This window comes from Clavibacter sp. B3I6 (genome assembly GCF_030816895.1).
In the GTDB taxonomy this organism is placed as follows: domain Bacteria; phylum Actinomycetota; class Actinomycetes; order Actinomycetales; family Microbacteriaceae; genus Clavibacter.
In genome coordinates, this window is record NZ_JAUSYL010000001.1 from 1,090,343 (window position 1) to 1,103,749 (window position 13,407).

A 13,407-nucleotide genomic window follows, 5' to 3' on the forward strand; every position below is an offset into this window, starting at 1 on the left:
GTCCGCGGCACGCGTCGGAGCGACGACGACGGCCGGCCCGGGAAGGGCCGGCCGTCGTCGTCGATGCGGGAGCGCGCTACGCGTCGAGCCGCGTGAGCCAGCCGTGGCGGTCCGGGATCCGGCCGTACTGGATGTCGGTGAGCTCCTGGCGCAGCGACATCGTGAGCTCGCCCGCGGGCGCGTCGGGGTCGCCGACCGCGAGGCCCTCGCCCAGCAGGCGGCCGATGGGCGTGATGACCGCCGCGGTGCCGCACGCGAACACCTCGGTGATCTCGCCTGACTCGACACCCTCGACCCACTCCGACAGCTCCACGCGCCGCTTCTCGACCGTGAGGCCGCGGTCGCGCGCGAGCTCGAGGATGGAGTCGCGGGTGATGCCCTCGAGGATGCTGTCGGAGTCCGGCGTGACGATGCGGCCGTCCTTGTAGACCAGCACGATGTTCATGCCGCCGAGCTCCTCGAGGTAGCGGCCCTCCTGCGAGTCGAGGAAGAGCACCTGCGCGCAGCCGTGCGACGCGGCCTCGGCCTGCGGGAGGAGCGACGCGGCGTAGTTGCCGCCGGTCTTCGCCGCTCCGGTCCCGCCCTTGCCCGCGCGCGAGTAGTCGCGGGACAGCCAGATGGAGACGGGGGCCACGCCGCCCGTGAAGTAGGCGCCCGCGGGACTCGCGATGACGTAGTAGCCCACGCGCTGGGCGGCGCGGACGCCGAGGAAGCTCTCGTTGGCGATCATGAACGGGCGGAGGTACAGGCTCTGCTCCGCGGCGCGCGGCACCCAGCCGATGTCCGCGCGGACGAGCTGGCGCACCGACTCGACGAAGTCCTCGGTCGAGAGCTCCGGCAGCGCGAGACGGCGGGCCGAGCGCTGGAGGCGCGCGGCGTTGCGGTCGGGGCGGAAGGTCCAGACGGACCCGTCGGCGTGGGCGTACGCCTTCATCCCCTCGAAGATCTCCTGCGCGTAGTGCAGGACGCTCGCCGCGGGATCGAGCTGGAGGGGGCCGTACGGGACGACGCGGGCGTCCTGCCACCCGGCGTCGAGGGTCCAGTCGATCTGGACCATGTGGTCCGTGAAGTGCTTGCCGAAGCCGGGGTCCGCGAGGATCGCCTCCCGCTCGGCGTCGGCGCGGGCGGACTCCGACGGGGTCAGCTCGAAGGAGAGGGGGAAGGCGGCGTCGGTGCTGGTGGTGCTCATGGGGTCCTTCAGCGGGTCGTGGAGAGGGCGCGGATGACGGCGTCGCCGACCTCCGACGTGGATCGGGGTGCCGCGTCGCCCGCCGCGCGGGCGGCGAGGTCGGCCGCGACGGCGCGGGTGACGTGCGCGGCCTGGTCGGAGAGGCCGAGGTGGTCGAGGAGGAGCGCGACCGAGAGGATCGCCGCGGTCGGGTCGGCCTTCTGCTGGCCGGCGATGTCGGGCGCGGATCCGTGCACCGGCTCGAACATGCTCGGGAACGCGCCCGTGGGGTTCACGTTGCCGGACGCCGCGAGGCCGATGCCGCCGCTTATGGCCGCTGCGAGGTCGGTGATGATGTCGCCGAACAGGTTGTCGGAGACGATGACGTCGAAGCGGGACGGGTCGGTGACCAGGAAGATCATCGTGGCGTCGACGTGCAGGTAGTCGACGGCGATGCCGGGGTGCTCGGCGGCGACGCGGTCGACGGTGCGCTGCCACAGGGATCCGGCGAAGGTGAGCACGTTCGTCTTGTGGACGAGGGTGACGCGCTTCCGCTCCCGCTTCTCGGCGAGCTCGAACGCGAACCGCACCACGCGCTCCACGCCGTGCGCCGTGTTGACGGACACCTCGGTGGCGATCTCGTGCTCGGTGCCGCGGCGGAGGACGCCGCCGTTGCCGGCGTACGGGCCCTCGGTGCCCTCGCGGACGACGACGAAGTCGACGTCGCCGGGGGCGGCGAGCGGGCTGGTCACGCCCGGCAGCAGCGTGGTCGGCCGCAGGTTGACGAAGTGGTCGAACGCGAAGCGCAGCTTCAGCAGCAGGCCGCGCTCGATGATGCCGCCGGCGAGGCGCGCGTCCCGGGGGTCGCCGCCGACGGCGCCCAGGAGGATCGCGTCGTGCTGGGCGAGCGCGGCGAGGTCGGCGTCGGTGAGGATCTCCCCCGTCTCGAGGTAGTGCCCGGCGCCGAACGGGTACTGGACGGTGTCGAGCGCGACGTCCGCGGGCACCGCCTCCCGGAGCACGCGCAGGGCCTCGTGGACGACCTCCGGGCCGATGCCGTCCCCGGGGACGACGGCGAGCGAGATGGTGCGGGGCATGGTTCCTCCCGGAGCTCGTGGGGTGTCGGGACAGGTTACCCGTCCGTCGCGCGCACCCGCGCGCTACGGTGGACCGGTCCGACACCCGGCGGGCACGACACAAGGAGCACTCCCATGAGCATCGGCCTCGGCATCTTCCTCGTGGTCGTCGGCGCGATCCTCGCGTTCGCCGTCGACCTCACCGTCCCCGGCGTCGACCTGCAGCTGGTCGGCTACATCCTGATGGGCGGCGGTGCCCTCGTGATCATCATCGGCATCGCGCTCCTCGCCCGCCGCCGCACGGCCGTCAGCGAGACGCGCACGCGCATCGACCCGGCCACCGGCCAGCGCATCACGCGCAGCGAGCGCTCGGACGACAACCTCGTCTGATCCGCTCTACGGCACGCATCGGGCCCGTCACCTCGCGAGGTGACGGGCCCGTTCCGCGTCCGGGGGGCCGCGCACCCGCGCGGCTCCCGGGATCAGTCGTGCGAGCTCGCGCGGCGGAGGCTCGTGAGCGAGATGACGATGGCGCCCACCATCAGCACGGCGCCGATGATCGAGGTCGTCACCACTCCCCCGTCGAACGCGGTGTGCGCCGACGCGAGCAGCGCCTGGCCCACGTCCGACGGCACGCGCTCGGACACCGCCACCGCGCCGCCCAGGGTCTCGCGGGCCGCGACGGCGTCGCCCTCCGACAGGCCCGCCGGCAGGACGAGGCCCGTGCGGTAGCTCGCGGTGAGGATGCTGCCGAGCACCGCCGTGCCGAGCACCGCGCCCACCTCGTACGCCGTCTCCGACACGGCCGACGCGGCGCCGGCCTTCGCGGGCGGCACGGCCGCGATGATCAGGTCGTTCGAGATCGTCTGCGACGCGCCGATGCCCGCGCCCAGGAGGCAGAACGCCACCACGAGCAGCGCGACGGAGGCGCCCTTCCCGGTGACCGCGAGGATCACGTACGCCACGGCGGAGAACGCCAGCGCGATCGCGACCACGCGCGACGGGCGGGCCCGCGCGACGATCGGCACGATCACGAGACCCGAGACGATGACCACCACCGACCCCGGGATCAGCGCGATGCCGGCCGCGAGCGGGTCGAGCCCCGCGACGAGCTGCAGGTGCTGCGTGACGAAGAAGAGGAAGCCGACCAGCGAGACGACGCTCAGCAGGTTCACGAGCACGGCGCCCGTGAACACGGGCTCGCGGAACAGCGCCACGTCGAGCATCGGGTTCCGGGTCCGCGACATGCGCCGCACGAAGAGGATCCCCGCCACGACGCCGACGACGGGCGCCGCGATGGCGAGCGGCGTCACGCCCTCCGTCGCGAAGGTCTTGATGGCGTAGACGATCGGCGCGACCGTGGCGAGCGACAGCAGGATCGCCACCACGTCGATGGGCCCGGGCGCCGGGTCCTTCGACTCGGGCACGAGCGCGGGCGTGAGGATCAGCAGGGGCAGCATCACGGGCACGGCGATGAGGAACACGGACCCCCACCAGAAGTGCTCGAGGAGCACTCCGCCGACGAGCGGGCCGAGGGCCGATCCCCCGGAGAAGCCGGACGCCCAGATCGCGATGGCGAGGCGGCGCTGCCGGCGGTCGGTGAAGACCGAGCGGAGGAGCGAGAGGGTGGAGGGCATGAGCATCGCGCCGAAGAAGCCGAGGGCGGCGCGGGCGGCGATGAGCTGCGACGCGTCGGTCGCGAACGCGGCGAGGGCCGAGACGAGGCCGAAGCCGGCGGCGCCGATCATGAGCATGCGGCGGCGGCCGTAGCGGTCCCCCATGTTGCCCATCGCCACGAGGAGGCCCGCGAGCACGAGCGGGTACGCGTCGATGATCCAGAGCTGGGCCGCGCCAGACGGCTCGAGGTCGCGCGCGATCGACGGCATCGCGAAGCTGAGCACGGTGTTGTCGATGGACACGAGCAGCACCGGGAGCATGAGCACCACGAGCGCCGCCCACTGGCGCCGGCCGGCCCGGGCGGGGGCGGCGGTCGCGGGGCCGGAGACGGTGCGGGGCGTGGACATGACGGGACTTCCTGACGTCGGGGGCGACGGCGCGGGGCGCGCGGACGGGGCCGCCTGCGCGGCCGAGATCACTGTACCGTCCGGTCGGTACAGTCGGCAAGCCGCGACTACGCTGGGACCATGCCCGACGGATCGCCCGACCTCCCCGCACCCGACGCCCCCGCGGCCGGTGCGACCGCCACCGCCCGCGACCGCATCCTCGACGCGTTCGAGGAGCTCCTCGTGCAGCAGGGCGAGCGCGGGACGACCCTCGAGGCGGTCGCCCAGGCGGCGGGCGTCTCCAAGGGCGGCCTGCTCTACCACTTCGGCGGCAAGGAGGCCCTCGTCGACGGGCTGCTCGCGCGCATGGCGGCCTTCGCCCGCGAGGACGTCGAGCGGCTGCGGCAGGCGGAGCGCGGGCCGGTCGACCGCTGGATCCGCGGCTCGCTCTCCACCGCCACGCCCTTCGACCGCGCCTACGTCGCGACCTCCCGCCTCGCGCAGGGGAACCACCCGCGCGCCCGGGACGCGCTGACCCACCTGCAGGACGAGTGGGCGGCGGTGATCCTCGAGGCGGTCGGCGACCCGGCCGTCGCCCGCGCGGTGCTGCTCATCGGCGACGGCCTCTACTACAACTCGGCGCTGCAGCCGTGGCTCGGCGGATCCGCCCCCGCCGACGACGCGCTCGACGCGCTGATCCGCGTGGTCGACGACCTCGTGCGGCTCCGCTCACCGCGCGGCTGACCCGCCCCGGACGACGCAGGAGGGCGGCCGCCGGAGCGACTGCCCTCCCGGGCGCTGCGTGCCGACGCGTCAGTCGGCGATGTCGATCTCGCGCAGCGACGTGGCCCGGATCGCCAGGCGCACGTTCTCCAGCACGCCGTCGGGGACGGGCGAGTCGACGCTCAGCACGCTGAGCGCGCGGCCGCCGGCCTCCTGGCGGGCGATCTGCATGCCGGCGATGTTGACCTGGGCGTCGCCGAACTCCTTGCCGTAGACCGCGACGATGCCGGGGCGGTCCTCGTACTTCATGACGATGAGGTGGCGGCTGAACGGCACCTCGACGTCGTACCCGTCGATCTCGACGAGCTTCTCGATCTGCTTCGTGCCGGTGAGCGTGCCCGAGACCGACACCTGCGTGCCGTCCGAGAGCGCGCCGCGGATGCTGAGGAGGTTGCGGTACTCCTCGGAGACCGCGTCCGTGATGAGGCGCACCTCGAGCCCGCGCTGCTCGGCGAGGAGCGGCGCGTTGACGTAGGAGACGTTCTCGCTCACCACGTTCGTGAAGACGCCCTTGAGCGCCGCGAGCTTGAGGACGCTGACGTCGTAGCCGGCGAGCTCGCCGCGGACGACCACGTCGATGCTGGTGAGCGCCTCGTGGGCGAGGCCGGCGAACACCTGGCCGAGCTTCTCCATCAGCGGGATGCCGGGGCGCACGTACGGGTCGATGACGCCGCCGGCGACGTTGACCGCGTCCGGCACGAGCTCGCCGCCGAGGGCGAGGCGCACGCTCCGCGCGACCGAGACGCCCGCCTTCTCCTGGGCCTCGTCCGTGGAGGCGCCGAGGTGCGGCGTGACGATGATGTTGTCGAGCCCGAGCAGCGGCGAGCCCGTGGGCGGCTCGCTGACGAACACGTCGAGCCCGGCGCCGGCGATCCGCTTCGACTTGAGCGCCGTGTAGAGCGCGTCCTCGTCGATGATGCCGCCGCGGCTGGCGTTCACGATGCGCAGGCTCGTCTTCGCGAGCGCGAACTGCTCCGTGGAGATGAGGCCCGTGGTGTCGGGCGTCTTCGGGATGTGGATGGTGATGAAGTCGGAGACGCGCATCAGCTCGTCGAGCGGGAGGAGCTGCACGCCGAGCTGCTGCGCGCGGGCCGGCGTGACGTAGGGGTCGTACGCGACGAGCGTTGCGCCGAAGCCGGCGAGGCGCTGGGCGACGAGCGTGCCGATGCGGCCGAGCCCGACGATGCCGATGGTCTTCTCGTAGAGCTCCACGCCCGTGAAGGACGACCGCTTCCACAGGCCCTGCTTGAGCGACGCGCTCGCGTCCGGGATGAAGCGGGCGAGCGAGAGGATGTGGCCGATGGCGAGCTCGGCGGCCGAGATGACGTTCGAGGTCGGCGCGTTGACGACCATGACGCCCGCGGTGGTCGCGGCCTTGATGTCGACGTTGTCGAGGCCCACGCCCGCGCGCGCCACGACCTGGAGGCGCGGGGCGGCCGCGATGGCCTCCGCGTCGATCCGGGTGGCGGAGCGGACGAGCACCGCGTCCGCATCCGCGAGGGCCGCGAGCAGCGCCGGACGGTCGGTGCCGTCGACGGATCGGACGTCGAAGTCGGGCCCCAGGGCGTCGACGGTGGCGGGCGAGAGTTCTTCGGCGATCACGACGACGGGCTTGGTCAAGAGCGGTCCTTCGGGCGGGGGCGGCTGGGACCCTCACATGCTAGTGGCCCCATGATGGGGCGATGAGCGATGTGACGTGGGGCGCGATCCAGCTCGCCGTGCGGATCCTGCTGGCCCTCGTGTTCATCGGGATGGGCGTGAACCACTTCGTCCCGCGGGCCGCGCGCACCATGGCGGCGATCATCCCGCCGTCGTTCCGGCGGCCTGGCGTGCCCTCTCCCCTGGCGCTCGTGCGGATCACGGGCGTGTGCGAGATCGCCGGCGGCATCGGCCTGCTGGTCGAGCCCGTGCGCCTCGCCGCGGGCATCGCGCTGGCCGTGTTCCTCGTCGCCGTGTTCCCCGCGAACGCCTTCGCGGCCCGGCATCCCGAGCGCTTCGGCCGCATCGCGATCCCGCTGGTGCCGCGCCTCGTGGCGCAGCTCGCGCTGATCGCGCTCGTGCTCTTCGCGGGCTGGCCGCTCTAGCCGCGCGCCGCTAGACCAGCGGCAGCAGGGCGGCGAGGCCGACCGTGAGCGCGCTCGCGGCCGCGAGCCCGGCGAGCATCACGAGGACGCGCGCGGCGACGGGACGGCCGCGCGTGGCGCGCGCCGCGAGGACGAACGCGACGACGGGCACGAGGATCGCCGCGACGAGCGCCGCCAGGGTGCCCGGGCGGAGCGCCCCGCCGAACGCGGTGGCGATGTCGCGGAACGCCGTGTACTGGTCGACCGCCTGCCACACGAGGATCCCGTGGGCGACGGCGCCGACGAGGCCCACGACCCAGCCCGCACGCGTCGGGCGGCCGCGCCCGGTGCGGCCGGTGCGACCGGGGACGGAGGCGGCGTCCATGCGCTCGGCGCTCACCGGGTCACCAGCCAGGGCCACGGGAAGAGGACGACGGCCCCGGCGGCCAGCACGGCCGTCCGGCGGCCGAGGCGCATGCCGCGTCCGGCGACGACCACGGCGGCGAGCCACAGCGGCGGCGCGAGCACCGTGAGCGCCTCGGTGGCCTGCGCGACGGCGACCGCGAACGCGGATCCCGCGCTCGACGGGTTGTCGCGCACGACGAAGAACCAGGCGATGGCCTCGAGGATCGCGACGGCGCCGAAGAAGGCGAGCACCACGACCTCGGGAGACGCCTCGGGCGCGGCCGTGTCGGGGACGTCGTCGACCAGGCGCTCGCGCGGGGCGCCGGCGCGACGCGCGGCGGTCGCGCCGAGGGCGGATCCGCGTCCCGTGCCGTCGGCCGGGGTCCGTGGTGCCGCGCGCTGGGGCTCGGGCGAGCGGGCGAGGGTGGGATCCGCCTCCTCGCCGGCCCAGCTGAGGGCGTCGTCGTCGGGGGTGCGGGGCATCCCCCGATGGTACGTGCTCGCGTCCGGACGACCGCCGCGCGCTCCGGGTCCGAGATACGGCGCCCGGGATCCGAAGACGGCCGCGTGCGGACGCGCGGACGCCCGGCCGCACGAGGCGACCGGGCGTCCGGTGATGCGGGGCGGCGGCTAGCGGGCGACCGAGCCGTCCGTGTAGTCGTCGTCGGCCTTGTTCCACGCGAAGAGCTTGCGCAGCTCGCGACCGGTCGACTCGATCGGGTGCTCCTCGCCCTTCTTGCGGAGCGCGAGGAACTCGGGCGCGCCGGCGTCCTGGTCCTCGATGAAGCGCTTGGCGAACGCGCCGGACTGGATGTCGGCGAGGACGGCCTTCATGTTCTCCTTGACGTCCGGCGAGATGACGCGCGGGCCGGAGACGTAGTCGCCGTACTCGGCGGTGTCGGAGATGCTCCAGCGCTGCTTCGCGATGCCGCCCTCCCACATCAGGTCGACGATGAGCTTCAGCTCGTGCAGGACCTCGAAGTAGGCGATCTGCGGCTGGTAGCCCGCCTCGATCAGCGTCTCGAAGCCGTACTGGACCAGCTGCGAGGTGCCGCCGCAGAGCACGGCCTGCTCGCCGAACAGGTCGGTCTCGGTCTCCTCGGTGAAGGTGGTGCGGATGCCGCCGGCGCGGAGGCCGCCGATGCCCTTGGCGTACGACCAGGCGAGGTCCCACGCCTTGCCGGTCGCGTCGACCTCGACGGCGACGATGACGGGGACGCCGCGGCCGGCCTCGAACTCGCGGCGGACCGTGTGGCCCGGGCCCTTGGGGGCGACGAGGACGACGTCGACGCCCTCGGGCGCCTCGATGTAGCCGAAGCGGATGTTGAAGCCGTGCGCGAAGACGAGCGTCTTGCCCTCGGTGAGGTTGTCGCGGACGCTGTCGGCGTAGAGGCCGCGCTGGTGCTGGTCGGGCGCGAGGATGACGATGACGTCGGCCCACGCGGACGCCTCGGCCGGCGTGTGCACGGTGAAGCCCTGCTCCTCGGCCTTGGCGCGGCTGGGCGAGCCCTCCTTGAGGCCGATGACGACCTCGACGCCGGAGTCGCGGAGGTTCAGCGCGTGCGCGTGGCCCTGCGAGCCGTAGCCGATGACGGCGACCTTGCGACCCTGGATGAGCGAGAGGTCGGCGTCCTTGTCGTAGACGATGTCAGTCACGTGATGGATCTCCTTGTTCTGTCGTCCCCGCGGGAAGGGCGAGGGGCGGTCGTGCCGAGGCGCCGCGCTCGCGCGGGGCGTGGGTCGTGGATCGTGCGGTGCGTGCGGCGCGCGGGGAGCCTGTCGACTGGCCCGCGCGCCCCGGGTGGTCCTAGGCGGTGCGGAAGACGCGGTCGGTGATGGACTTCGAGCCGCGCCCCATGGCGAGGAGCCCCGACTGCGCGAGCTCCTTGATGCCGAAGGGCTCGAGCACGCGGAGGAGGGCCTGGACCTTCCCCGAGTCGCCGGTGACCTCGATGATGAGGGCGTCGGTGGCCACGTCGACCACGCGCGCGCGGAAGAGGTTCACGGCCTCGAGCACCTGCGATCGGGTCGTGTTGTCGACGCGCACCTTCACGAGGAGGTGCTCGCGCTCGACCGCCTGGCCGGGATCGAGCTCCACGATCTTGATGACGTTGATGAGCTTGTTCAGCTGCTTCGTCACCTGCTCGAGCGGCAGCGCCTCCACGTCGACGACGACGGTGATGCGCGACAGCCCCTCGATCTCGCTCGCGCCGACGGCGAGCGACTCGATGTTGAACCCGCGGCGGGCGAACAGCCCCGCCACGCGCGTGAGGAGGCCCGGCTTGTCCTCCACCAGGAGGCTCAGGATGTGGCTCACTTCTCGGTCCGTCCGGTCTCGGCGAGGTCGTCGTCCCAGCTGGGGGCGTGGTCGCGGGCGTACTGGACCGCGCTGTTGCTGAGGCCCTGCGGCACCATCGGCCACACCATCGCGTCGCGGCTGACCACGAAGTCGATCACGACGGGGCGGTCGTTGGTCGCGAGCGCCAGGCGGATCGCGTCGTCCACCTCCTCGGGCTTCGTCACGCGGATCCCGAGGGCGCCGTAGGCGTCGGCCATCTTCACGAAGTCGGGCACCATGCGGGACCCGCCGCCCGTGTTCAGGTCGGTGTTGGAGTAGCGGCCCTCGTAGAAGAGGGTCTGCCACTGGCGCACCATGCCGAGCGACGAGTTGTTGATGATCGCGACCTTGATCGGGATGTCGTTGATCGTGCAGGTGGCGAGCTCCTGGTTGGTCATCTGGAAGCAGCCGTCGCCGTCGATCGCCCAGACGTGGCGGTCGGGCTGGGCGACCTTGGCGCCCATCGCGGCGGGCACCGAGTAGCCCATGGTGCCCGCGCCGCCGGAGTTGAGCCAGGAGTTCGGGCGCTCGTACTTGATGAACTGCGCGGCCCACATCTGGTGCTGGCCGACGCCGGATGCGAAGACGCCCTCCGGACCCGTGATCTCGCCGATGCGCTGGATGACGTACTGCGGCGCGAGCTGGCCGTCGGCCGGCGGGGTGTAGCCGAGCGGGAACTCCTCGCGGAGCCCGTCGAGGTACGTCCACCAGTCGGCGATGTCCTGCTCGACCGAGGAGGCCGCCTTCGCGTCGCGGAACGCGACCACGAGGTCGGCGATGACGTCCTTCGCGTCGCCCACGATCGGGACGTCCGCGATGCGGATCTTGGAGATCTCGGCCGGGTCGACGTCGACGTGGACCACCTTGGCGTGCGGCGCGAACAGCGACGCCTTGCCGGTCACGCGGTCGTCGAAGCGCGCGCCGAGGGACACGAGCAGGTCGGCCTCCTGGAGCGCGAGCACCGCGGGCACCGTGCCGTGCATGCCGGGCATGCCGAGCTGCTGGCGGTGCGAGTCGGGGAACGCGCCGCGTGCCATGAGCGTGGTGACGACGGGCGCGCCGACGGCCTCGGCCAGCGCGAGGAGCTCCTCGTGCGCCTTCGCGCGGATCACGCCGCCGCCGACGTAGAGGACGGGCTTCTTCGCCTCGACCAGCAGCTGCGCCGCGGCCTGGATCTGCTTGCCGTGCGCCTTGACGACGGGACGGTAGCCGGGCAGGTCGATCTTCGGCGGCCAGTGGAACGGCGCCTCGAGCTGCTGGGCGTCCTTGGTGATGTCGACGAGGACCGGACCCGGGCGCCCCGTGGAGGCGATGTGGTACGCCGCCGCGATCGTGGACGGGATGTCCTCGGGCTTCGTGACCAGGAAGCTGTGCTTCGTGATGGGCATCGTGATGCCCACGATGTCGGCCTCCTGGAACGCGTCCGTGCCCATGAGGGTCGAGAAGACCTGGCCGGTGATGGCGAGGAGCGGCACCGAGTCCATGTAGGCGTCGGCGATGGCGGTCACGAGGTTCGTGGCGCCGGGGCCGGACGTGGCGATGCAGACGCCGGTGCGTCCGCTCGAGGACGCGTAGCCCTCGGCGGCGTGGCCGGCGCCCTGCTCGTGGCGGACGAGGATGTGGCGCAGCTTCGTCGAGTCCATGAGCGGGTCGTAGGTCGGGAGGATGGCGCCGCCCGGCAGGCCGAAGATGTCGTCGACCCCGAGGAGCTCGAGCGTGCGGACGACGGCCTCGGCTCCCGTGAGGATCTCGTCGCCCTGGTGGGCGGTCGGGGCCTGCGGCATGGGGGGCGGGGTGGGCAGAGCTGGCATGGGTGCGCGATTCCTGGAAGAGGGTGCGGAAGGTGAGGAGGGGGTCATCCCGTGATCGCGCCCTCGGCGGCCGAGTGCACGAGCTTGGCGTACTTGGCGAGGACTCCGCGCGTGTAGCGCGGCGGGAGAGGTGCCCACCCCTCACGGCGGGCGGCGAGCTCGGCCTCGTCGACCAGTAGGTCGAGCGTGCGAGCGGCGATGTCGACGCGGATCCGGTCTCCATCGCGCACGAAGGCGACGGGACCTGCGTCCACCGCTTCGGGAGCCATGTGGCCGATGCACAGTCCGGTTGTGCCGCCTGAGAATCGACCGTCCGTCAAGAGTAGTACATCCTTGCCGAGGCCAGCGCCCTTGATGGCGCCGGTGATGGCGAGCATCTCGCGCATGCCGGGGCCGCCCTTCGGGCCCTCGTAGCGGATGACCACCACGTCGCCCGCGGAGATGCGGCCCTCGGTGAGCGCGTCCATCGCGGCGCGCTCGCGCTCGAAGACGCGGGCGGGGCCCTCGAACACGTCGAGGTCGAAGCCGGCGGTCTTGACGACCGCGCCCTCGGGGGCGAGCGAGCCGTGCAGCACGCTGATGCCGCCCGTCGCGTGGATCGGGTCGTCCATCTTCCGGATGACCGTGCCGTCGAGGTCCGCGAGGTCCATCGACTCGAGGTTCTCGCGCATGGTGCGGCCGGTGACCGTCATGACGTCGCCGTGCAGGAGGCCCGCGTCGAGCAGCGCCTTCATGACGACGGGGACGCCGCCGACGCGGTCGACGTCGTTCATGACGAAGCGGCCGAACGGCTTGAGGTCGCCGAGGTGCGGCACGCGGTCGGCGATGCGGTTGAAGTCGGAGAGCTGCAGGTCGACCTCGGCCTCGCGCGCGATGGCGAGGAGGTGGAGGACCGCGTTGGTGGATCCGCCGAACGCCATGACGACGGAGATGGCGTTCTCGAACGCCTCCTTGGTCATGATGTCGCGCGCGGTGATGCCCTTCGCGATGAGGTTGACGACGGCCTCACCGGAGCGGTGCGCGAAGTAGTCGCGGCGGCGGTCGGCGCTCGGCGGGGCCGCGGATCCGGGGAGGCTCATGCCGAGGGCCTCGGCGACGCTCGCCATGGTGTTCGCCGTGTACATGCCGCCGCAGGCGCCCTCGCCCGGGCAGATGGCCTTCTCGATGCGGGTGAGGTCCTCCTGGCTCATCGTGCCGGCCTTGCACGCGCCGACGGCCTCGAAGGCGTCGATGATCGTGACCTCCTTCTCGGTGCCGTCCGAGAGCTTGACCCAGCCGGGCGCGATGGATCCCGCGTAGAGGAAGACGGAGGAGAGGTCGAGCCGGGCGGCCGCCATGAGCATGCCGGGCAGCGACTTGTCGCAGCCGGCGAGGAGGACGGACCCGTCGAGGCGCTCAGCCATCATGACCGTCTCGACGCTGTCGGCGATGACCTCGCGGGAGACGAGCGAGAAGTGCATGCCCTCGTGGCCCATGGAGATGCCGTCGCTGACGGAGATGGTGCCGAACTGCAGCGGGTAGCCGCCGCCCGCGTGCACGCCCTCCTTCGACGCCTGCGCGAGGCGGTCGAGGCTCAGGTTGCAGGGGGTGACCTCGCTCCAGGAGCTGGCGACGCCGATCTGGGGCTTCACCCAGTCCTCGTCGCCCATGCCGACGGCGCGGAGCATGCCGCGCGCCGCGGTGGCCTCGATCCCGTCCGTGACGTCGCGGCTCCGGGGCTTCATGTCTATCTCAGGCATGGCACGAGTTTAGGTCCTCGG

The 13,407-nt window shown here is 72.5% G+C and carries 13 protein-coding genes; 3 read left to right on the forward strand and 10 right to left on the reverse strand.

The genetic code is table 11. From position 1 onward, the window contains the following. Positions 1-76: 76 nt before the first annotated feature. Both QFZ62_RS05130 and QFZ62_RS05135 read right to left on the reverse strand, forming a co-directional pair. On the reverse strand, positions 77-1,189 hold the full coding sequence (locus tag QFZ62_RS05130) for a branched-chain amino acid aminotransferase (protein ID WP_307502540.1): 1,113 nt from the start codon (positions 1,187-1,189) through the stop codon (positions 77-79). 8 nt (positions 1,190-1,197) lie between these two features. Beyond that, on the reverse strand, positions 1,198-2,265 hold the full coding sequence (locus tag QFZ62_RS05135; RefSeq protein WP_307502542.1) for a 3-isopropylmalate dehydrogenase: 1,068 nt from the start codon (positions 2,263-2,265) through the stop codon (positions 1,198-1,200). Between the two features lie 114 nt (positions 2,266-2,379). On the opposite strand from QFZ62_RS05135, the gene QFZ62_RS05140 reads away from it, so the two are divergent. Continuing rightward, positions 2,380-2,634 carry a DUF6458 family protein gene (locus QFZ62_RS05140; RefSeq protein WP_307502545.1) on the forward strand — a complete coding sequence of 85 codons (255 nt, stop codon included), beginning with the start codon at positions 2,380-2,382 and terminating at the stop codon, positions 2,632-2,634. Positions 2,635-2,726: 92 nt separating this feature from the next. Here the strand turns inward: QFZ62_RS05140 and QFZ62_RS05145 are convergent, their stop codons facing one another. Next, complete coding sequence (locus QFZ62_RS05145) at positions 2,727-4,268, reverse strand: MFS transporter (protein WP_307502548.1); 1,542 nt, start codon at positions 4,266-4,268, stop codon at positions 2,727-2,729. A gap of 120 nt (positions 4,269-4,388) precedes the next feature. Here QFZ62_RS05145 and QFZ62_RS05150 point away from each other — a divergent pair, with 120 nt between their 5' ends. Then, positions 4,389-4,991 (forward strand): TetR/AcrR family transcriptional regulator, encoded by a 603-nt coding sequence (locus QFZ62_RS05150; protein WP_307502551.1) that lies wholly within the window; start codon positions 4,389-4,391, stop codon positions 4,989-4,991. 69 nt (positions 4,992-5,060) lie between these two features. Here the strand turns inward: QFZ62_RS05150 and serA are convergent, their stop codons facing one another. Then, on the reverse strand, positions 5,061-6,650 hold the full coding sequence (gene serA / locus QFZ62_RS05155) for a phosphoglycerate dehydrogenase (RefSeq protein WP_307502554.1): 1,590 nt from the start codon (positions 6,648-6,650) through the stop codon (positions 5,061-5,063). A 62-nt stretch (positions 6,651-6,712) separates the two neighbouring features. Between serA and QFZ62_RS05160 the strand changes: the two genes are divergently transcribed. After that, on the forward strand, positions 6,713-7,114 hold the full coding sequence (locus QFZ62_RS05160) for a DoxX family membrane protein (RefSeq protein ID WP_307502557.1): 402 nt from the start codon (positions 6,713-6,715) through the stop codon (positions 7,112-7,114). 10 nt (positions 7,115-7,124) lie between these two features. On the opposite strand, the gene QFZ62_RS05165 is transcribed toward QFZ62_RS05160, so the two are convergent. From QFZ62_RS05165 to ilvD, 6 genes are all read right to left on the reverse strand, one after another. Then, entirely contained in the window at positions 7,125-7,493 is a 369-nt protein-coding gene (locus QFZ62_RS05165; RefSeq protein WP_307502559.1) for a hypothetical protein, read from the reverse strand. After that, positions 7,490-7,981, reverse strand: coding sequence for a hypothetical protein (locus tag QFZ62_RS05170; protein ID WP_307502560.1), 492 nt, complete (start codon positions 7,979-7,981; stop codon positions 7,490-7,492). The genes QFZ62_RS05165 and QFZ62_RS05170 overlap by 4 nt, the downstream gene beginning before the upstream one ends. A gap of 147 nt (positions 7,982-8,128) precedes the next feature. Beyond that, complete coding sequence (gene ilvC / locus QFZ62_RS05175) at positions 8,129-9,154, reverse strand: ketol-acid reductoisomerase (RefSeq protein WP_307502563.1); 1,026 nt, start codon at positions 9,152-9,154, stop codon at positions 8,129-8,131. Between the two features lie 151 nt (positions 9,155-9,305). Continuing rightward, positions 9,306-9,815 carry an acetolactate synthase small subunit gene (ilvN, locus tag QFZ62_RS05180; protein WP_012037781.1) on the reverse strand — a complete coding sequence of 170 codons (510 nt, stop codon included), beginning with the start codon at positions 9,813-9,815 and terminating at the stop codon, positions 9,306-9,308. Beyond that, on the reverse strand, positions 9,812-11,620 hold the full coding sequence (locus QFZ62_RS05185) for an acetolactate synthase large subunit (protein WP_307502566.1): 1,809 nt from the start codon (positions 11,618-11,620) through the stop codon (positions 9,812-9,814). Before QFZ62_RS05185 ends, ilvN begins: the two co-directional genes overlap by 4 nt. Positions 11,621-11,691: 71 nt before the next feature. Next, on the reverse strand, positions 11,692-13,386 hold the full coding sequence (gene ilvD / locus QFZ62_RS05190; protein WP_307502569.1) for a dihydroxy-acid dehydratase: 1,695 nt from the start codon (positions 13,384-13,386) through the stop codon (positions 11,692-11,694). Positions 13,387-13,407 lie beyond the last annotated feature (21 nt).

Bases quoted from the DNA above. Each gene is read 5' to 3' on its own strand.
- QFZ62_RS05170 (WP_307502560.1), bottom strand. From the start codon at position 7,981: ATGCCCCGCACCCCCGACGACGACGCCCTCAGCTGGGCCGGCGAGGAG.
- ilvD (WP_307502569.1), bottom strand. From the start codon at position 13,386: ATGCCTGAGATAGACATGAAGCCCCGGAGCCGCGACGTCACGGACGGG.
- QFZ62_RS05140 (WP_307502545.1), top strand. From the start codon at position 2,380: ATGAGCATCGGCCTCGGCATCTTCCTCGTGGTCGTCGGCGCGATCCTC.
- QFZ62_RS05185 (WP_307502566.1), bottom strand. From the start codon at position 11,620: ATGCCGCAGGCCCCGACCGCCCACCAGGGCGACGAGATCCTCACGGGA.
- QFZ62_RS05130 (WP_307502540.1), bottom strand. From the start codon at position 1,189: ATGAGCACCACCAGCACCGACGCCGCCTTCCCCCTCTCCTTCGAGCTG.
- QFZ62_RS05145 (WP_307502548.1), bottom strand. From the start codon at position 4,268: ATGTCCACGCCCCGCACCGTCTCCGGCCCCGCGACCGCCGCCCCCGCC.
- QFZ62_RS05160 (WP_307502557.1), top strand. From the start codon at position 6,713: ATGAGCGATGTGACGTGGGGCGCGATCCAGCTCGCCGTGCGGATCCTG.
- QFZ62_RS05135 (WP_307502542.1), bottom strand. From the start codon at position 2,265: ATGCCCCGCACCATCTCGCTCGCCGTCGTCCCCGGGGACGGCATCGGC.
- QFZ62_RS05150 (WP_307502551.1), top strand. From the start codon at position 4,389: ATGCCCGACGGATCGCCCGACCTCCCCGCACCCGACGCCCCCGCGGCC.